Genomic DNA, 21,126 nt, shown 5'->3' with positions numbered 1-21,126 from the left:
AAATAAAATGGGTCCCCTATTCATACGAATGGGGGACCTTTCTTTTATTCCATAATCTCGCCAACTCGGAGCAGAATTTCGCCAATTCGAAAAGTAATCTCGCCATTTTAGTCTCAATCATTAACCCCCTTTCTCCTTCATTTGTTAAAATAAACTTGAGTATAAAAAAGGAGGGTTTTTCCTATGTATGAAATAGCGATTATTGGAGCTGGAGCGGCTGGAGGCAGTGCTGCCATCTTTACCGCCAAAGCAGGAAAACAAACAGTTATTCTAGACAGCAGCCAAAGCGGCACAAAAAGAGCTTGGTTAGATAATCATTACGGTACAGCTGGAATTGCTGGACCTGATTTATTAGCAACAGGTCTAGCCCAAGCGAAAAAATTTGGTGCAGAACTAATTGAAACAAAAGTAACGGGAATTAATAAAACGACTGAAGGATTTCAAATCCAAACAGAAAACGGATCGGTTGAAGCGAAACAAATCATTTTAGCAACAGGCGGGCTAACAAGCTTAGCTGAAGAAGCAGGTATCACAACAAAAGATGGTACAGAGCCAAGATCAAAGAAAGTGTTTGATGTAGATGCTGCTGGAAAAACAAACGTAGAAGGCATTTGGGCTGCTGGAGCATGTGCAGGAACGAGTGCACATACGATTGTGACGGCTGGAGACGGTGCAAGAGTCGCAATCAACTTGATTAGCGAAATAAACGGAGAACGTTATGTTGATCACGATGTATTAAAATAAGACTGAAAAACAACAAACTGCAGATCCAGTTTGTTGTTTTTCATTGTTTACGGATGCTATAAGTTTCTTTTTTCTTTCTCTATTAGTACAATATAAGTTGTAGATTTTGGAAAAGGAGGAATCATAATGAGTGATTTCCAAGCAAATTTAGAAAAATATGCAGAGCTAGCTGTAAAAGTCGGTGTTAACATCCAACAAGGACAAACGCTTGTTGTCAATACAACACTAGAAGGCGCAGAGCTCGTACGTTTAATTGTCAAAAAGGCGTATGAAGCTGGTGCATATAATGTAATTGTCAATTGGAACGACGACATTGTGAATCGCACAAAATATGAATTAGCACCAGATGAAGTCTTTCATGAATATCCTGAATGGCGTGCAAAAGAAACCATTGAACTAGCGGAAAAAGGGGCAGCCTTTCTATCGGTGATTTCCTCCAGTCCCGATTTATTAAAAGGCGTAGATCCAAAGCGAATTGCGAATTTCCAAAAAGCATCAGGCACTGCCTTAAAACCGTGGCGCCAAGCTATGCAATCTGATAAAGTAAGCTGGTCCATCGTAGCCGTTCCTTCTGAAGCTTGGGCAAACAAAGTATTCCCTGAAGAACCCGCTGAAAATCGCGTACATAAACTATGGGAGGCCATCTTCAAAGCGGTTCGTGTTGATACAGAAAACCCTGTTGAAGCATGGAAAACACACGATGACACCTTGCATGAAAAAGTAGATTATTTGAATGACAAGCACTACACAAAACTTCATTACACAGCTCCAGGAACCGACTTAACAATTGAGCTTCCTGAAAAACATCTATGGTGCGGCGCCGGCAGCATCAACCAACACGGACATCATTTTATGGCCAACATGCCGACGGAAGAAGTGTTTACAGTCCCATTAAAAACAGGTGTTAACGGAACAGTAAGAAGCACAAAACCGCTTAGCTATGGTGGAAATATTATCAATAACTTCTCTGTTACGTTTAAAGATGGACGCATTATCGAGGTACAAGCAGAAGAAGGCGAAGAAATTTTAAAACAATTAGTGGAGACAGACGAAGGCTCTCATTACTTAGGAGAAGTCGCACTCGTGCCATTCAACTCCCCTATTTCACAATCTAATGTGTTATTCTTTAACACACTGTTTGACGAAAATGCATCCAATCACTTAGCTATCGGCAGTGCATATGCCTTCTGTCTTGAAGGTGGAAAAGATATGACACCGGAACAGCTAGCTGAACATGGCTTAAACGAAAGCTTAACTCACGTTGACTTCATGATTGGCTCTGACAAAATGAACATCGACGGCATTCTAGCTGACGGAACTGCTGAACCTGTCTTCCGTAACGGAGATTGGGCGTTTTAATTAAAACGTTGATATAGAGGCATTTTGAAGGTTCAAAACCTCGAGTGGTCACAAAAATGGTCACATTTCTTTAATTTTAAACAACTTATCTAATTCCTCAGCCACGTGTTTCTGCATGCTCGGAAGCACGTGGCTATATTTATCTAATGTAATTTGGATTGAAGTATGTCCAACCCGCTCAGATATCACCTTAACATTCACATTTTGTTTGATTAACATCGTAACATGTGTGTGTCTTAAATCATGAAAGCGGATTGTAGACAACCCTAGCTTTACTCTAATAGGGATACGATTCTGTTATCCTTATCGAACTGCATCAGTGTATCTCTGATTTTTTTATTACTTTACCGCATTAAATCATATCCACAATTTGAATCGTATCGAGCATTTACCGAGTGCCAGTTTGTGAATGAGAGTGGTTTCTGTAACAAACCAACACACTAACAAACTAACTCTGAACAAGCTTACATAGAGCCCCCAAAATCATTCATCCATAAGCAAAGTTGAATAAAGAGCGGGAAGGGAGACTCTTGAAACGCCACCACGAGCAATAATGAGCGTCAGTGGGCATGTGTGGACATATATACGTTAACGTGTTGTTAATGGTTGTTAATGTAAGTTATATCGATTGTGAAGGAATATACTTAAGCTAAAGGGGCAGTTTGTTCATGTTGTTTTCGAAGCAACAAAATATGGATGCTGATGCCATTCTTGCGGAGAATCGACGGAACGGATTCTCATCTTTCTGGTTTGCAGTTTCGATAAAAATTAATCTAGTCTAGCATAGAAAACCCCTTGGGCCGGGTGAACCCTAGGGGTTTTTATTAGACTCTAATTTTCAATTGAGTTGTGGTTATATTAATCTTTGATTATCGACCAATACAGTTCGTTTCTAAGACACTGTTTTTTATCATTTTTTGAAGAGTTTCTTTTTATTTATATGCTGGATTAGTTATGGCTCTAAACTCGGACCATTTAGTGGTAAAATAATCTTGCCAGAACACTCTTGACCATTAGGTTTACCAACTTTCATCAGGCCACGACGACTGTTGTATTGGCCGATGTCCTGGATAATACCCTGCTTGTTGCCCTGCTCGATATCCATCTCTATACCCTTGTCTATACCCTTGTCTATAGCCTTGTCTAAACCCTTGTTGAAACCCTTGTTGCCCAGGATATTGTTGCCTGTTAAGTTCATTTGCTGATGTTTCTGTGTGTATATCATGTTGCTGATTTATCGGATTAACCGGCACATGATAGTATTGATATTCATTATCCATATAATCACCACCTCATGTATGGTATTCTGTTTGAGAATTCATTGAGCCTTTCCAAGCAATAAAAAATACATGGCCACAACCCTGTATTTTAATTCATAAAATCACAGTTTTATTAACCTTTAATCAACCTCAATTACAATCCACTGCCGCAAAAAAGGATAACTCAAATCTAAAGTCATCCCTTGCCTACACTTATTTCAGAACCACGCTATGATTATTCGTCTGGATTTTCACTTTGAACCCAGGGAATATTAGCCTCAAAGCTTAACTGTAGGACAGGGTTTGGGAATCCTTCTGGTACAAACTCTAAATCCTCCGAAAATCCAACTGTGAAATTGTCTACCTCAATAGTATTTTCTTCATTAAAATTAGTATCTGTACACAACTCTCCTTCTAGCACTCTCCCTACAAGATGATAATGCCCTAAGTATAATCGTGTCCCCGCTTCTTCAGTAGGGAATTCAGAAAGATGTGCTGGTTTTGTTGGATTAATCCTTAGTTTGGTGAATACATCTAATACAGAGGTCTTTAGATACTTACAAGCTTCAACATAATTTTTGCAATATAAGCAAGTACATACCGTTATATCCTTCTTGTAAAATTCTCGTGTCTTCTCAATATCAGTTTCAATTAACCATTTTCCTATCCTAATCTGTTGAAGCATAAACATACCTCCATCCCATGAGAAAACCCGCTATATTTTATCATTATTCTGTTTATTAATTAATAAGTCTCTGTTCTGATTCTAACTTCTGTACATCGGCCCTAACCTGTTTAATGTCACTAATAAAGGCAAGATGATTACTTCCTTAAACCAGGATTTACACATTTTTTTAATGTTCACAAGAAGGTGTTGTTAGCGATAACAGGTATCTTTCTACTTCACATTCCATATATTTAACCTACCTATCGTGATGGAGAACATCTTAATAAGGGTAAAGATAGGAGTTTTTCTACACAAATCAGCCTCCCTTAATAATTTAAGAAAGGCTGATTCTAAGGGAACTTTATTAACTGTTTAGGTTGATTTTATAACTATACTTTTTCTGGTCACGCAGTGGTCACAAAAAAGCGTTTTTTCTAACACTTATCCATTTTTATCCTCTTGTTCAAAAATCATAAAACCCTTATATATCAACGTTTCCAGCTAACATCGACGGCATTCTAGCTGACGGTACTGCTGAACCTGTCTTCCGTAATGAAGATTGGGCGTTTTAACATTAAACATATGATTACATTCATCAGCCCCATGTTTCTATATACTAGGAAACAGGGGCTGTTTCTTTTACCATATTCTTCATTCAATAGATAATTGATATGCCTTTACAATAATTCCGTCATCCGCAGGTTGAAAGTCAAATTGCGGCATGCGTACAAAGCCCATACGTTCATACAGCCGCATAGCAGATTTCATAAAGTCTGCCGTATGTAAGCCGATATACTCTGAACCCGTTACTTTTGTTCGACGAATACATTCTTTTATTAATGCCTCAGCAACACCTCTTCCTCGTGACTGTGGTGTGACTGCCAGCATTCTTATTTCAGGGTAATCTAACATATCAACAAGTCCTTTATAGGCATCTGATTTCGCAGGAAACAGAGCAACACTGCCTACCACTGCCCCATCTAATTCAGCAACTAGAAGTTCAACATCCTTCTGTTCATCGGCATTTGACGCGATAGATTTCTTTAGAGCCTCCCAATGTCCTTCTGGGATGCTCTGTGCATGTTCTTCATATGCCTCTATTCTTTGCTGTCGAATCATTTCTACTTCATCACTGAAAGCCTTACGAATTTTTACCATGTAAATTCCCCCTCTTGTTCTACACAAATATGTTGCGAATCAATTCTGCAAGCTCTTTTTTAATCTTCCTCCATAAACAGCTCCATCAGCATTTTCTCCCGATGCTGTAAAAAATACTTCGTTATTTGATAATGCTCCGTACTCTCATAATCTACTTCTTTAATTTTCCCATGATCAAAGCTCAGAATTTGCGCATCCGGATAGCCGAGTAAAATAGGAGAATGCGTGGCAATAATAAATTGAACATTCCCTTTCGTCATTAAATCGTGCATAACGCGAAGAAGGGCTAGTTGTCTTGCTGGTGATAGTGCCGCCTCTGGTTCATCTAAAAAGTAAATCGCATTTTCATTAAATCGATTTGTAAATAAAGATAGAAACGATTCGCCATGTGATTGCTCATGCAGAGATTGTCCCCCGTAGCTCTGATAAATACTAGGATGCTCCTTTGCTAATTCATCAATATGAGAAGCAAACTGGTAGAATGATTCCGCTCGCAGGAAAAAGCCATTCGTAATTTTCGGCAGCCACGAAAGCCGAATATAATCTCGCAAATCAGCTTGTGCTGCATGTACATCATATATATTGTTCCGCCCGCCGCCAGCAGCATGAAAACCAGCATTAACGGCAATCGCTTCTAATAAAGTGGATTTCCCTGAGCCATTTTCGCCAACAAAAAAGGTGACCGGCTTTTCAATTTTTAATTCAGATAATGACCGAATCGCTGGAATTGAAAATGGATACTGATCCCCAGCCACTTTCTCTTGAAGCATAGTGATTTTCTTTAAAAACATCGGCTACCCTCCTTTATCATATTTCAACTAATTGTAATCACCTTCCTTATATTTCCACTCTTTGTATTATTTTTAAAAACCGTCCCAAGTTTAAAGCTTGGGACGGCCTCTTTTCATTCCAATATAAAGTTAAGAGCTTACCATTTCATCATAAATCAACTTGCCAATCTTACTAATAATCTGACGGCTTTCCTCTTCTGACGCCATATCTTCCGTTAAAACAGCCGCGTAAACCGTTTCCGTTTCAGAGCGAATAATGGCCGCATCATGCATGACTCCACGAAGACTGCCCGTTTTATTAGCCACTTTCACACCTTTTCCCATCATAGCAGGAAGGCGTTCCTTAAATTGCTGCTGTTCAAAGATGTCTAGAATCCTTTCTTGACTGGCTTTTGTTAAAAAATTACCCGTATGTATCGCTTTTAAGCATCGTACCGTGTCCGAGGCTGACATCGTATTGTCGCGCCCTTCCTTTAACGCCTTAAAATCAAACATTCTTCGTTCTAGAACGGTATTTTCCAATCCTAGCTCTTGAATACATTGATTAATCTTCTCAAAAGTAAGCAACGTCATCATCATATTCGTAGAGGTGTTATCCGAAATTGTAATCATGAGCGTTAATAAATCTTCAACTGTTAAAAATACCTTATCGGACAAAGTATGGAGTACACCAGACCCGCGAGTGACCTCATTGCGTGGAATCGTTAACGGCTGATTTAAATAGATATCTTTGTTCTCAGCTTGACGATACCCTTCAATAATCATCGGGATTTTAATTAAGCTTGCGGATTGAAACGCTTCATGTTCGTGATAAGAAATAGACTCTCCGCGATCGTTTTCAATTTTGTACGCGATTCGCCCATCAAATGTTTCAATAAGCTCTAAAATTTTTGGTTCAATTGATTGTAAAGTCATACAAATCCCCCTTTTTTCCCATTATCGAGGTGAACCCCTGCTCACCTCTTCTCTTTATTCTATCACGGAAAGAGTGAGAACTTATAGACCTATCCATTCATAGCAGTTCAAGATATGGAGAACTTGTTGAATAATTGACCGTATTATATATAGCAATATGAAAAATAAATAAAAGCACCACCCTATACTTTGTGATGCTTTAGTTTCCCATTGATTTATTCTATTTGGCTTTGGCAGTATGACTTTTTAAAAGTGGAAACCGCTTCTTTTCCGTTGTATCGACTTGTGTGATTTCGCCGTTATGTACCGTAATAACTACTGAACCATACTGGATATTTTGCAAACTGGATAAAATATATTGTAATTGCTGCTCTTCTAACTTGCTCATACGAAGCCCCCCTATAATCATGAATTCACACCTGCTTCTTGTATTCTACTGTTTCACTTATAGACATTATCAATTTATCAAAATAGTACAACATTTTTCACAGTTATCACATTAAACATATTAAAAAACTATGAATTAAATATAATACAGCAAGATAAATTTGTCAATTCACTTTTAAAACTTTTCCACCATTCCTAATTTCCTCCACTAGAATGGGGTATGTAAACAAAAAGGATGCACCCATCAAAATAGGTACATCCTTTTTTTCAGTTAATAACAGCTATAATTCCTTCTTCATCATCAAGCACTAGCTCAATTCCGGAATAAGGATCTCGGTTTAAAAATTCATCAAGCCATAAACGAAGTGCTTCAATTAAGTTCACTGTAATTAGAACTTGCTTACGCCCTTCCCAATACACTTCAGCAGAAAATCCATACTCATCATCATACATCAATTCTACTTCAACATCTTGAGGTTGAACTTGTTTTTTACGAGAAATATACACACATAGCGCATTAATAATATCTTGTTCTGGAATGATTAATTTCTCCACGGATTAGTATCCTCTTTTTTCTTTTTATCCTTGAAGTAAACGAAGATTTTACGAATGATGACAATGATAGCTACGATTGCAATTACATTAATTAAGAAACCAAGAATTGATCCTAATACACCCATATTCGCAAATAAGCTTCCAAATAATAATCCAGCAAGTCCACCTAACATAAGACCTTTCATAAGTCCGCCAGACATAAAGCCGCCTTTATTAGTAGTGTTCGTCTTTGCTTTATTCGTTGTTGTCGCATCAGATTTGTTTATATTATTATTTTGGATATTGCTGTTTCTATTAGTATTAAAGCTTTTCTTTCCTGATTTGTAGGATTTTGCATCAACCGTTGTTGCGCTCTCTTGGAATACAAAGCTTCCAACAGGTGCTAACACCAGAATTGCAGTTAATACAGCTGCCAATAATTTTTTCATGTAAGTAAGTTCCTCCTTGATATATGTTTCATTTTTTAGTAAATGTACCTTATTGTCCTATACGAATTTTCCCAGCACCTTTCATCTTATACTTTATAGTATTTACGATATAGAACAAAATAAGTTTCATTTTTTTCTTTTATTTTTTCAAAAATAGTTTTGTTGAAAATATTACCAAAATAGCATTTCATAGAAAAATAAGCAGAGAATGTACCCTCTGCTTATTCCCTCTATACTTATTAGTTTACACGTACAACATATCCCTTGAATGTGTCAGCCCAGTAACCGCTGCTCATATTCGCAATAGCTACACCTGTAGAGCTTTGAGAACCGATGAATTTACCGCCGCCTACATAAATACCAACATGTCCATTTCTTTTATACGTATCAAAGAATACTAAATCTCCTGGCTGCATTTGGCTTGCTGAAATTTTTGTTCCAGACGCCGCTAAAGCATCTGTATGTGCTGGAAGGCTCACACCAGCTTGACGATATGCCCAAGATACGAAAGCAGAACAATCGAATAAACCGTTCGCAATATCTGATGCCGTTCTACCGCCGCCAAATTTATAAGTAGAGTTCCCGATATACTTGTATCCTGCTGTAATCGCTGAACCTGTGTTAGCACTGCTTGGTTTAGGTGCAGCAGCTTTTGGTGCAGCAGCTTTTGGTTCAGTTGATTCAGTTGATTTCGATTTATCAGATGTATCAGATTTATCGTTTGCCGATGATGTTGAAGAGCTATTGTTAGATGTTGATGATTGTGTTGATTGCTGCGCTTCTCTTGCTGCTTGTTGTAAAGTTTGTTCTTCTGCTGCTTTACGTTTTGCTTCTTGTCTTCTTTCTTCAAGAATAGAAGCAATTTGCGCTTCAAGGTTAGCGTCCTTTTTCTCTAGGCCTTCTTGAAGCTGTTCCGTTGTTGCTTCTTTTGCCTCTAACTTCGCCATGGCTCTTTCACTTTGTTTCTTCTGAGATTCAATTTGAACCTGCATTCCTTCTAACTCAACCTTCATGCTTTTTAAGTTAGATAATTTCTTCTCAACTGCTTCTTTCTTATCTTCTAATTCAGCTTTATCCGCTTCTTGCTGAGCTAAAATATCACGGTCTGCTTGAGCCATTGTCGCTACCGCTTGAACGCGACCTACGAAATCACTGAAGTCTGTTGCCCCAAATAATACTTCCACATAGTTGACATCGCCGCCGCTTTCTTGGAATGAAAGAGCACGTTCTTTAAGAACTTCTTCACGATTTGCAATTCGTTCTTCCAATGCTGCAATGGACTTTTTCAGTGCATCTACGTCTGCTTGTGTTTCTTTAATTTGCTCTTTCGTTTTTGTAATCTTTGCGTTGTTTTCTTTAATAGCTTGTTCAACTTGTTCAATTTGTTTTTTCAGCTTTGCTTGCTCTGCATTTAGTTCTTTAATAAGTTTCTGTGCTTCAGCAATTTCTTCTTGGATCCCTGTACGTTCAGACTCAATATTTGAAATGCTTTCTGCTTGTACTGCTGGAATTGAAAATAAACTTCCTAGTCCGATCATAATAGATGTATTTAATGCGATAAATTTTTTCTTCAAACTCGTTCCCCTGCTTTCTTCCCTAGCTATCTAGTAACAGATTCTTTGCGCTCTATGAATCTTATTTGTTATGAATAGCTTAGAAATTTTTATATGTTCTTAATGCATTAATCTCGTATGTAAGTTTGTAATGGAATAATAAACATAATCAAATAACTTTTTCCTACATTGAAGTATAACATCATAATTTATCAAAGTTGTGTTATTCATATTACAATTATATTTCATTTTAAACATAAACTCCTATTTTTCGACTTATTTCTTCGTCTTAGGTAGCTAGAAAATCCTATATTATGACAAAATCTATACAAACATAAGCCTAAGTTAACGATGAAAATGAACTAAAAACCCTCAATTACCATTAAATAGATTTAATATTACAATAACATTACAAATAAAATAAGACGCCATTTATTTCCTGTTGAACTATAGAAAAAAGACTAGGTGATACGACACTGTTGAATTTTGTCTTATTTTATGGGAAACAGCGCTTTCTAAAAAAATAAGACTCTCACCGATATGGCAAGAGTCTTATCTCGTATTTCCTTTACTTTTGCAGCATGCGGAATACTTGCTCCACGTCTTTATCACCACGACCTGATAACGTTACGACAATCACATCATCACTTGACAATTCTTTCGCTAATTTAATCGCATGAGCAACAGCATGAGAACTTTCTAACGCTGGAATAATTCCCTCCGTTTTAGAAAGAAGCTGGAATGCATCTAATGCTTCCTGCCCTGTAACCGTTACATATTCCCCTCGACCGCTTACTTTTAAATAACTATGTTCTGGACCTACACCCGGATAATCTAATCCTGCTGCAATCGAGAAAGTAGGCTTCGGATTTCCTTCTTCATCTAACAACGTTAAACATTTAAAACCATGTATAACCGCTGGAACACCTTCTGAAATACTTGGTGCTTCTGCTGGTTCACAACCGATTAACCGAACGTTTGGTTCATCAATATAATGAGCGAATGAACCAATGGCATTGCTTCCTCCGCCTGCACATGCTACGATAGCGGTCGGTAGCTTTCCTTCTTTTTCAAGAATTTGACGTTTAGACTCTTCACTAATGACTGCTTGGAAATGCTTCACCATCGTTGGATATGGATGAGGTCCTACAGCTGATCCTAATAAATAAAACGTATTTTCGTAGTTTTGAACTAAATCATTTAACGCTTCATCGACCGCTTCTTTCAAGCGACCTTGTCCCTTATCGACTGCTACAACTTTAGCACCTAGTAATTCCATTCGGAATACATTTAGTGCTTGTCGTTCCGTATCGACTTTTCCCATATAAATGACACATTCCAAGCCAAACATCGCACAAGCGGTAGCGGTAGCCACTCCGTGTTGACCTGCACCTGTCTCAGCGATCACACGTTTAGCTCCCATCTTTTTCGCTAATAAAATTTGGCCGATTGCATTATTAATCTTATGAGCGCCTGTATGATTTAAATCTTCACGTTTTAAATAGATTTTCGCCCCGCCAATTTGTTCGGTTAAGTTTTTCGCATATGTTAATGGATTTTCACGACCGATATATTCTTTTAAATAATATTGATATTCAGCCAAAAACTGTGGGTCATCCTTATATTTCAAAAATTGTTCTTCTATTACATCCATTACTTTTTGAAGATTTTCTGGTATATAGCTGCCGCCAAACTCTCCAAAGTATCCTTTACTTTCTACACTATTACTCGTCATTCTAAACTCTACTCCTTTATCATACGTTTCATCTATTATAACAAGTGTCCATTAATATTGAAATATTGAAATAATTCTCTCGTGAAAATAGAACAGAAAAACCTAAACGCCTATTTCACGTTTAGGTTCCTCCCGTCATTCAATCCATCCACTGTGTCACTTCAGAAAAGTGCTTTCTCTTCCCTTTTAATTCCTTCTGTATATCGGAATAGCCAATATACAGAAAGCCAACGACTTCTGATTTTCCTGTAAGTCCAAAAAACTCCTTCACTTCCGGTGCATAACAAATATCACCTGTTCTCCAAACCGCTCCCAATCCTAAAGCGTGTGCAGTTAGCAGCATATTTTGAACAGCCGCATGCACCGCAGCAAATTCCTCTTGAAGAAGCACTTTACTCTGATCTGAAGGTTCGACCGCTACTGTAATAATCACAGGTGCTCGCAACGGCTTATTTTTCTCACGTTCTAATCTTTTTTGGTCTTCCTCACTTAGAGGTTCCTCCATTTTTGCTTGTGTCATTTGAGCGAAAAGGTTTCCTAAACGATTTCGACCATCGCCTGTTAAAACGAAAAAACGCCACGGTTCTGTTCGATGATGACAAGGGGCCCATGTTCCCGCTTCTAAAATAGCTTCAACTGATTCTTTTGGTACTGGATCTGGCTTCACAACCCCGATACTTCTTCTCGTTTTAATCGCTGTAATAACATCCATTTTTTCAACACTCCTTATAAAGTGACCGTACAAACCTGATTGGTGAAAGCTTACCTATCTTCCTTGTTTCCTCATAAATTTGAGGCGGGAGGCTTACTGCCCGTTAAATGTTGGATAAACATAATGAAGATGTAAAACTAACTGCTTCAAAATAAATATTACCAAACAAATATATGATTTCCAATTCACACGCTATAATTAGTGAGATTGAGCGACCTTATCATCTGATTCATTCAGCAGAAAATCATGCAGCGCTTGACGATTGACTGCTTCATCGATTTGCAGCACAAGCTGACTATGACCGCCATTTTTCCCCTCAACTCGTTCATCGGTGTACGAACCCTGAACTGGAATCGTTAAAGTGTCTACAGATTCAGGCCGGTTAGATAACACTTCTTTAATTAAACTTAAGCTATCCACACTGCTAATATTAGTAGAAATATACGGTTGGACGACCCCTAGTAATCTTGGAGCATTTGAGATTCCGTTTGTACTCACGACTTCATCCAATAATACTTTTATCACTTGTTGCTGACGTCTCGTTCTGCCAAAATCTGATTCGCTATCCTGTCTATAACGAGCATATCCAAGCAGTTCTTTTCCATTTAATTTCTGTGTTCCTTCGACTAAACTAACTCCAATCCCCTTACTCATGGACTTTTCTACATCAATTTCTATGCCATCGGGGTTTAATGTATCGATAATCGTTTCAAATCCCTTAAAATCAACCATCACAAAATACTCTGTATCAATTCCAAAGTTTTCTTTGATCGTTTTTCTAACTAACTCAGGACCACCTAAGAAATTAGCTGCATTGATTTTGTAGGAATCGCTATAACCTGGAATTGGAACATACATATCTCTCATTAATGTAGCTAGTTTAACTTTTTGATTTTTCGGATCAAACTGAGCAATCATAATCGTATCCGAATTGGATTGCACTTGTCCTTTTCTTTTATCCACTCCGATTAATAAAATATGAACTTTATCTTGTTCATGTTTCTCGCCATTAAATTCTATTTCTTCTTTTTTATGAGCAGAACCGAGTGCACTTTCCGCTTTTGTTTTCGCATCATAATACTGAAAATACCCATAACCAAGCAGTCCTAAAGGAATCAGTAATATAACTAATACAAAAAGCTTAAGTTTTCCAAATTTTTTCGTTCTTTTCTTGTTAGAACGCTTCACCATCTCTTCCATATATGCTCCTTCTTCTATGTATAACTTTTATTTTTCTATATTATCGAATAAAAAGAAAATTTCGTCACTATAACTTTAAAAACTTTAGAAACTCTTAACATTTTATCCTACATTTAACGGGCAATGAGGCCCCCGTTTCACTTTATAATTCTATAAAAAAAGTTTGTAGAGACAAATTTCTCTACAAACTTTTTTACCTGCTTTACATATCAACACGTTCTTCAGCAAAGACTTTCGCTTTCCTTCTTTGTTTTTTTGACTTTTTAAAATACAACAATTCATATATACATGGAATAACAATGAGAGTGAGTAATGTAGAAACAGCTAAACCGCCAATAACAACGATGGCTAAGCTTTGGGAAACTAAGCTTCCTGTTTCCGCTTTTTTGTATAAAAGAGGAAGCATCGCACAAATCGTGGCTACAGCCGTCATCACAATTGGACGGAATCTTGTTGCTGACGCTTCAACAATCGCATCACGAATAATCATATGTTGTTCATTTTGTTTCACTCGGTCTAACAAGACAATTGCATTTGTCACGACAATACCAATTAACATAAGCGCCCCTAAAAGTGCTGTCATATCGACCGGAATACGGCTAATTAACAGCCCTAAGACGGCACCAATCGCAGCGAACGGCAATGAAAATAGAATCGCAATCGGCGCTCTCATGGACTTAAATGTAATTACCATAATCAGAAAAACAATACCAATCGAAATGAACATCGTAACAAACAAATCAGTAAAATCATCGGCTTGCTGTACGCTTGCTCCCCCAACATACACCTCTACATCTTTCGGAATATCGAGACCTTTATTCTCTTTATCTCCAAATATCTCAAGATTTACTTTGCTTGCAATATCAGAGAGTTTAGCTGGATCAACTGTTGCTGTTACTTGAAGATATGTTTCACCGTCTTTATGAAACAGATTCGTTGTACTTTCTTCACTCTTTAATGAAGCAACTTTTGATACAGGTACTAAACCAGACGCTGTCATAACCGGAATATCCTTTAAATCCTCTGGTGTTTTCGGATTTAAGATTGGTTCAAGGTACACAGGTGTTAACTGTTCCTCCAGCGTAATATGGCCGATAGGCGTTCTATTCAGCATTACACCGAGTTGTTGAGCAATTTGCTCTGTATTTCCTCTAGATGAATTGACCTTGAATGAGTAGATGGTTTTCTTTTCATCTTGATTCGTTGTAACTTCTTCTACACCTTCAATATCTTGAATTTGATCTTTAATTTGATTAGCTGTTCCTTCGAGCTCCTCCACATTATTCCCGATTACATCGATCGTAATATTCGTTTGCCCTGCTCCCATCATAAAGGAAGCGGCACTCGCTTCAAGCTTCGCATCAGGATAATGCTCTTTTTGCTGCTCGATTTTTTCTAAGATTGTATCAATCTGCTCTTTATCTTTTACTAAAATACCAAAAGTCGCTTCTGTAGGTGATGTCACCGCACCATATTGAGCGGCTTCAGCGGAGACTCCTAATTGCATAAACACATCATCGACTTCATTCATATCTTGAATCGTTTCTTCGAGTTCAATTGCTTTATCTTTTACTTCATCAAATGGCTGATCATTTGGATAAGCGAGCGTTACTGATACATAATCAGCTGTCGAATTGTCCACCGCTCCTTTAGGCATCGCAAAGTATGTAGCAATAGAACTGATAAACAATAAGAAGGAAATCAGAAGGACAACCCATTTATGATTCAATGACCACGTCACAACCTTTGTAAAACGCTTGGCCGGTCGGTGTTTAGGAAGCTTCGTTTTCCTTAGCAGTCCTGCACTCATAAGCGGAACAACCGTTAACGCGACAAGTAACGAAGCAAGTAAAGAATACGTAACCGTTAAAGCAAAAGGCAGCAGGAACTCTTGAAGCCCTCCATTCAATAAAGCAACCGGCAAGAAAACAGCGACAGTTGTAAGAGTAGAAGCTGTAATCGCCACACCTACTTCTTTCGTAGCATCCATCACTAATTGAGGAGAAAACTTCTCTTGCTGCATTTTCCGGAAAATATTCTCAATAACCACAATGCTATCATCCACTAAGCGACCGATTGCTACAGCGACACCGCCCAGTGTTAAAATATTTAAGGTTACACCCGATAAGGATAACAAGAAGAGGGTTAAACCAAGGGACAGCGGAATCGAAACGATTGTAATAAAAGTTGAGCGTACATTTCGTAAAAAGACCATAATCACAATCGTAGCAAACAATGCACCAAGCAATACTTCTTTCACCATCGTCTGAACAGACGTTTCTACCATATCAGCTGTAGATAAATAAATCGTCGATTGCTGATCAGGGTACTTGTCATTAATTTCTTTTGTGATCTTTTCTACTTCACGGCTAATGGTTACAGCATTTGACTGACCGTCCTTAACAATGCTCATATCAATGCTGTCTTCTCCATTAAATCGGCTAATAAGATTGTCGTTTTTTACTTCTTCAACCTCCGCCACTTGACCGAGCGTAACCCTTGGTTTGACCCTTAGTGCTTTTAGCTTGGCAACGCTTGTTACATCTCCAATTACTTTAATATTACTTGTCTTCCCGTCAATGACGTTTTCTCCAACAGCTAGAGCCGTATTTTGCCCGTTCAGAACTCCCATAATCTGTTCAATCGATACGTTCTTTTTCGCTAATTGTTTATTGTTCACTTTAACGGAAAGAACGGACTCCGCAGCACCAAATGTTTGAACATCGGAAACTCCTTTAATATCTTTATATAAAGGCTCGAGCTCCTCCTGAACAAAATCTAAGTTTTCCGCTGTTAATCCATCTTTAAATGTTACAGCGATAAATGAAATTGGAATCATCGATGTATTAAGCTGGGTAACTGTAGGCTTTGACATCTGTTGAGGCAGAGCTACATTCCCTAAAGCTTCTTGGACATCCAGCTTTGCTTGTTTCATATCCGATCCTGCTTCAAAGAATAAATCAACTTTTGAAAAGCCGTCCCCCGTCACAGAATAGACAGAGGTCTTTCCTTTTAATCCTGTAACAGCCCTTTCAATCGGATCTGTTACGGTCGTTTCCATTGTTTTTGCATCCGTCCCCTGACCCATTGTGACAATCGTCACTTGTGGATTATCAGCGGAAGGTAAAAATTCCATAGGCAATTTGAAATAGCTGAACATCCCAATTAATAGAATAAAAACAGTTACTAACGAAACAGCAGCTTTATTCTTAAACGCCCACTTTGTGAAGAATTCCACATACACATCCCCTATCATTGGAAAATTAATAAAATAATCCCATATTAAATATTACCATAAACGGTCGACTAAAATGTGTAAAGAAGTATAAATTCTATGTAAACACAGAAAAAAACACTTCATTCTTTGGTATGGTCCAATTATCAATCCCTACCAAATAAAAGAAGTGTATGCCGCATCTTTTTCCCTTATTCATGCATTCATTACCCCAACATACTATGCCCGCCATTTACCGATATGACCTGGCCGGTAATCCAATCCGCTGATTCCGATAATAAAAATAAAATAATTCCCGTTACATCATCGACTTTTCCAAGTCTTTTGAGCGGATACTGCTTGACCACCTTCGCGAGTGTTGCTTCATTAAAATTCAATTCACCTTGGTCAATGAGTCCAAGTGAAACCGTGTTACATTGCACGTTGTTTCGACCTGCTTCGATTGCTAGTGACTTTAAAAAACTGATTGCTCCCCCTCTAGCAGCTGCTGAAACAATTAAATTTCGATCCCCTGTTCTTGCGGAATCCCCGACAATATTAATAAACTTCCCCTGATTGTTCTCCATCATCGCAGGCATAAACGTATGTACTAAATTCAATACACCATAAAAACAAATATCTACTTCACGTTTCCATTCTTCTGGCTCATATTGAAAGAACGATTTTACTTGCGCCCAGCCAGCGTTGTTAACAATACAATCCACATGGCCAAACTTCTCATCAAGCGTTTCTTTGATTCTCTTAATATCTTCTAAACGTGCAAGATCACCTTGTACGAGAGTTACTTTTCCCCCAAGTTCTTCGATTTCTTTCGCTGTTTTCATAGCTTCTGCTTCAGATCCACGGTAATGTAACGCAATATTCGCCCCTTCACTAGCAGCCGCTAACGCAATTCCTCGACCAATTCCTTTTGCAGCACCGGTAATTAAGACATTTTTCCCTTGTAAACTGCTATTCATCGAGTAACCTCCTTCTAAAAATAGAACGAGGCTGTCTTAAAAGTAGAATCATGCCAATTTAGCTTATAATCGTGCTAAATTCATGAGAAATCATGCCAATTTGACTTATAATCGTGCCAAATCTACAGAAAATCATGCCAATCTCCTATTTTTAATTCAGCCTCATTCCTATGAAATTCTTACACCATCGTTAATCCGCCGCTCACTGAAAGTGTTTGACCCGTAATATATTCTGCTTCATCAGAGGCCAAGAACGCCACAGCATTAGCAATATCACTAGGTTGAGCTAAACGTCTGAATGGAATTGCTTTTTCTAAAGCCGATGCAAGCTTTTCATTCGCTTCGCCAATTTCCCTAAATAGCGGTGTATCAGCTGGTCCTGGTGCAATACAATTGACATTTAGTTTATGTCTTGCCATTTCCCTAGCCAATGTTTTCGTAAAGGCCACGATTCCACCTTTTGCAGCCGAATAAACTGCTTCTCCACTTGAACCAACTCTCGCTGAGTCAGAGGAAATATTAATGACTTTTCCGTAACCGTTTTCAACCATGACTGGTAAAATTTCTTTACATGTATGAATTTGCCCCATTAAATTAATGTCAATAATTGCTTTCCATGTACTTGGTTCGCTTTTTAAAAATGGTTCCACTTTATCCCATCCTGCATTATTGACCAATACATCAATCTTTTCAAAATGAGTAAGTGCTGTTGCGACCGCTTCCTGAACACTTTCCAGCTTCGTTACATCGCAATACACGGCAACCGCTTCTGCCCCTTCTTCTTTTAAAATAGAAACCGTTTCTTGTGCGTTTTCTAAATTTACATCTGTAACAACAATATTCATAGATTTGGCAGCTAGCGTTCTAGCAATCTCTCTTCCCATTCCTCTACCTGCTCCTGTTATAAAAGCAACTCGTTTACTCATAACTTCCCCTCCACTTAATCTATTTTTTTCGATTTACTTTTTACACTTGGCCACTAATCTGTTCACTAATCATTTCTCTTAGACGGAATTTTTTAATTTTTCCACTTGGTGTTCGCGGAAATTCATCAATAACTTCTACATGTTCTGGCCAATACTGCTTGGCTATCCCTTTTTGCTCAAGGAATTCACGCATAGTTTGTAAAGTTAATGGCGTTTTGCCTTGCTTCATGCTAATGAATGCGCAAGCCTTCTCTTGAAGTCTTCGATCAGGCATCGCAATAATTTGCACGATAGAAATATCCGGGTGTTCATAAAGAACATTTTCCACATAGGCAACAGGGATATTCTCACCGCCTCGGATGATTACATCTTTATTACGACCAGATATACGAATGTATCCATCTTCATCCATCACAGCACGATCCCCTGTAATAAACCAGCCATCCTGATGCTCGGCAAGTGTGTCATCCATCCGTTTTAAATAGCCGACGAACTGCGCTGGCCCCCTTGATAGTAAAGCTCCCTCTTGATGCGGAGGACATATTTCACCATTCATATCCACCACTTTGACTTCCATTCCTGAAAAAGGAACACCGTCTGTACCTGTTAGTTTTTCCTCTGAATCATCAAGCTTCGTCAAGGTCACAAGACCGTTTTCCGACTGCCCCCAACCAGCTAAAATTTTACACGGTACCTTTTCATTTGCCTCTTTAACTAGCTGCCTTGGAATCGGGGCCCCTAGCGCAACAAATGCACGCAATGTGCTAAGATTATAGTTCCCAATTCCTTCTAATCGAACAGTATCTTCAAGGAATGGTGTTGCACCTGCAGTAAATGTAATTCCCTCTTTCTCTATCAACTCTAAAAATTCGTTTGGATTCCAAATATCCTGATAAACAGCCGTTCCTGCATAATGAGTCGGTAGTCGTACCCCATAGCCAAATCCAGTTTGATGTGCAAAAGTAGAAGCCATATGCATCACATCATCAGAGGTTAAACGTAAACGTTCAATCCAATAATTCGTTGAAACACAAAGTGTATTGTGTGTATGCATAACCCCTTTAGGATTTCCGGTCGTTCCGGAAGTGAAAATAATTTCTGTCACATCATTCGGATTATGCTCGATTTCATCTAACACTTTTACATCCATACGCTCTTCCCACGGTTCTTCAAACAGCGTGGCTAAAGATTTCATTCCGCTTGGAATATTCTCCCCTTGCACGTAGACATGCTCCATTGCCGGCCATTGGTGGCTAAGCCTTTCTATCATGGCGGGGTAATCAAAGCCTCGGAATTTATCTGGAACAACTATCATTTTCGATTCAACCATACCTACCATATAGCCAATTTCACGATCACGATAAATTGGAATAAGAGGGTTTGTAATAGCCCCTATTCGAGTAACCGCATAATGAAGGATGACGAATTCATTCCAGTTAGGCAATTGAATCGAAATAACATCTCCCTTTCCCAAACCTATTTTCAGCAAACCTAAGGCGACTCGATCCACTAGTTTTCCAACTTCTCTATACGTATAGCGGCTCTTCTTATCAATAATCGCCACTTTGTCCGGATGATTTGCGATTGCCTCATTTAAGTAATCTAAGATTGTTCGATTCGGCCAAATAGACTGGTACTTCTCCACATATTCCTGATTCAAAAGCGTATCTAGTTTCACTAAATTCCATCCCCCTTTTTACTGTCTGAATTTTTTGAAATCTACTGGCCGTTTTTCAAGAAAAGCATTCTTTCCTTCTTCCGATTCTGCTGTGTTGTAAAACATAGCCAGACCACCCATTGATAACTGCGAAATTCCTTGGATGTTTGCACTATCTGCATTAAAGGAATATTTAAGCATTTTCAGCGCTGTTGGACTCTTTTCAACAATCTTTTCAGCCCACTCTTCTGCTGCTTGCTGCAGTTGCTCTGCAGGAACAATTTTGTTCACAAGACCCATTTCTTTTGCTTCTTGTGCAGAATATTGTTCACATAAATACCAAATTTCTCGCGCTTTCTTTTCCCCAACAACTCTAGCTAAATAAGCTGAGCCAAACCCCGCATCATAGCTTCCTACTTTAGGTCCGCTTTGACCAAATTTTGCTGTTTCCGCCGCAATCGTTAAATCACAAATTACATGAAGCACATGTCCTCCGCCAATCGCGAATCCATTTACCGCTGCAATAACTGGCTTTGGAATGTTTCGAATAGTTTGATGCAGATTCTCCACCTCTAGACCAATACCACCTCCTAAACCGCCGGAATAATCATATCCACCCTCATCGCCTTTTTCTTTTTGATCTCCACCGACACAGAATGCCTTTTCGCCTGCTCCCGTTAAAATAACAACCCCAACGCGGTTATCATCCCATGCGTCACGGAAAGACCAAATTAATTCCTGGATTGTTCTTGCTCGAAAAGCATTGTAAACCTGCGGACGGTTAATTGTAATTTTGGCAATCCCATTCGTTTTTTCATATAAAATATCTGTTAATTCCATATTATTGACCTCCATCGCTATAATAGTTTTAGACTCATTTGTCCTT

Annotated in this window: 19 protein-coding genes and 1 pseudogene; 2 read left to right on the top strand and 18 right to left on the bottom strand. The window is 38.4% G+C overall.

Features of this window, described 5'->3' with window-relative positions; genetic code table 11:
• Positions 1-183 precede the first annotated feature (183 nt).
• Together ACE199_RS00925 and ACE199_RS00920 are read left to right on the top strand one after the other, a co-directional pair.
• Positions 184-744, top strand: a complete 561-nt coding sequence (locus tag ACE199_RS00925) for an FAD-dependent oxidoreductase (RefSeq protein WP_252293936.1) — start codon at positions 184-186, stop codon at positions 742-744.
• Between the two features lie 126 nt (positions 745-870).
• On the top strand, positions 871-2,103 hold the full coding sequence (locus ACE199_RS00920) for an aminopeptidase (protein ID WP_375348223.1): 1,233 nt from the start codon (positions 871-873) through the stop codon (positions 2,101-2,103).
• A 60-nt stretch (positions 2,104-2,163) separates the two neighbouring features.
• Here ACE199_RS00920 and ACE199_RS00915 read toward each other — a convergent pair.
• The 18 genes and pseudogenes from ACE199_RS00915 to menB form a co-directional block, all read right to left on the bottom strand.
• Positions 2,164-2,376 (bottom strand): annotated as a pseudogene (locus ACE199_RS00915) (tyrosine-type recombinase/integrase); the annotation flags it as partial.
• 746 nt (positions 2,377-3,122) lie between these two features.
• Positions 3,123-3,383, bottom strand: a complete 261-nt coding sequence (locus tag ACE199_RS00910) for a hypothetical protein (RefSeq protein WP_375348222.1) — start codon at positions 3,381-3,383, stop codon at positions 3,123-3,125.
• Between the two features lie 214 nt (positions 3,384-3,597).
• Positions 3,598-4,047 carry a hypothetical protein gene (locus ACE199_RS00905; RefSeq protein WP_375348221.1) on the bottom strand — a complete coding sequence of 150 codons (450 nt, stop codon included), beginning with the start codon at positions 4,045-4,047 and terminating at the stop codon, positions 3,598-3,600.
• Positions 4,048-4,680: 633 nt separating this feature from the next.
• Positions 4,681-5,187: a GNAT family N-acetyltransferase gene (locus ACE199_RS00900; protein WP_375348220.1), complete on the bottom strand. Its 507-nt coding sequence runs from the start codon at positions 5,185-5,187 to the stop codon at positions 4,681-4,683.
• 59 nt (positions 5,188-5,246) lie between these two features.
• Positions 5,247-5,978: an AAA family ATPase gene (locus ACE199_RS00895; protein WP_375348219.1), complete on the bottom strand. Its 732-nt coding sequence runs from the start codon at positions 5,976-5,978 to the stop codon at positions 5,247-5,249.
• A 129-nt stretch (positions 5,979-6,107) separates the two neighbouring features.
• A complete protein-coding gene (locus ACE199_RS00890; protein WP_375348218.1) occupies positions 6,108-6,893 on the bottom strand; it encodes a serine hydrolase in 786 nt (261 codons plus the stop codon).
• 220 nt (positions 6,894-7,113) lie between these two features.
• Complete coding sequence (locus tag ACE199_RS00885; protein ID WP_127759565.1) at positions 7,114-7,281, bottom strand: YezD family protein; 168 nt, start codon at positions 7,279-7,281, stop codon at positions 7,114-7,116.
• 266 nt (positions 7,282-7,547) lie between these two features.
• The gene (locus ACE199_RS00880) at positions 7,548-7,835 is read right to left on the bottom strand and encodes a YxcD family protein (protein WP_375348217.1); all 288 of its coding nucleotides are present in this window, start codon (positions 7,833-7,835) and stop codon (positions 7,548-7,550) included.
• Positions 7,823-8,263 (bottom strand): hypothetical protein, encoded by a 441-nt coding sequence (locus ACE199_RS00875; RefSeq protein ID WP_375348215.1) that lies wholly within the window; start codon positions 8,261-8,263, stop codon positions 7,823-7,825. The genes ACE199_RS00880 and ACE199_RS00875 overlap by 13 nt, the downstream gene beginning before the upstream one ends.
• A 239-nt stretch (positions 8,264-8,502) precedes the next feature.
• Complete coding sequence (locus ACE199_RS00870; RefSeq protein WP_375348214.1) at positions 8,503-9,837, bottom strand: C40 family peptidase; 1,335 nt, start codon at positions 9,835-9,837, stop codon at positions 8,503-8,505.
• 547 nt (positions 9,838-10,384) lie between these two features.
• Positions 10,385-11,551 (bottom strand): tryptophan synthase subunit beta, encoded by a 1,167-nt coding sequence (gene trpB, locus ACE199_RS00865; RefSeq protein WP_375348213.1) that lies wholly within the window; start codon positions 11,549-11,551, stop codon positions 10,385-10,387.
• Positions 11,552-11,690: 139 nt separating this feature from the next.
• Entirely contained in the window at positions 11,691-12,263 is a 573-nt protein-coding gene (locus tag ACE199_RS00860) for a nitroreductase family protein (RefSeq protein ID WP_375348212.1), read from the bottom strand.
• A gap of 198 nt (positions 12,264-12,461) precedes the next feature.
• Positions 12,462-13,463, bottom strand: coding sequence for an LCP family protein (locus ACE199_RS00855; RefSeq protein WP_375348211.1), 1,002 nt, complete (start codon positions 13,461-13,463; stop codon positions 12,462-12,464).
• A 202-nt stretch (positions 13,464-13,665) separates the two neighbouring features.
• Positions 13,666-16,701 carry an efflux RND transporter permease subunit gene (locus ACE199_RS00850; protein WP_375348210.1) on the bottom strand — a complete coding sequence of 1,012 codons (3,036 nt, stop codon included), beginning with the start codon at positions 16,699-16,701 and terminating at the stop codon, positions 13,666-13,668.
• A 203-nt stretch (positions 16,702-16,904) separates the two neighbouring features.
• Positions 16,905-17,657 (bottom strand): SDR family NAD(P)-dependent oxidoreductase, encoded by a 753-nt coding sequence (locus ACE199_RS00845; RefSeq protein WP_375348209.1) that lies wholly within the window; start codon positions 17,655-17,657, stop codon positions 16,905-16,907.
• 179 nt (positions 17,658-17,836) lie between these two features.
• On the bottom strand, positions 17,837-18,583 hold the full coding sequence (locus tag ACE199_RS00840) for an SDR family NAD(P)-dependent oxidoreductase (RefSeq protein ID WP_375348208.1): 747 nt from the start codon (positions 18,581-18,583) through the stop codon (positions 17,837-17,839).
• 40 nt (positions 18,584-18,623) lie between these two features.
• The gene (locus ACE199_RS00835; protein ID WP_375348207.1) at positions 18,624-20,261 is read right to left on the bottom strand and encodes an AMP-binding protein; all 1,638 of its coding nucleotides are present in this window, start codon (positions 20,259-20,261) and stop codon (positions 18,624-18,626) included.
• Between the two features lie 18 nt (positions 20,262-20,279).
• Positions 20,280-21,080 carry a 1,4-dihydroxy-2-naphthoyl-CoA synthase gene (menB, locus tag ACE199_RS00830; protein WP_375348206.1) on the bottom strand — a complete coding sequence of 267 codons (801 nt, stop codon included), beginning with the start codon at positions 21,078-21,080 and terminating at the stop codon, positions 20,280-20,282.
• Positions 21,081-21,126: the final 46 nt, after the last annotated feature.

Origin of the sequence: Peribacillus sp. Hz7, assembly GCF_042136355.1 — a bacterium.
Taxonomy (GTDB): Bacteria; Bacillota; Bacilli; order Bacillales; family DSM-1321; genus Peribacillus; species Peribacillus asahii_A.
The sequence above is the reverse complement of the archived record's forward strand: the minus strand, read 5'-3'. Positions and strand labels throughout refer to the sequence as shown.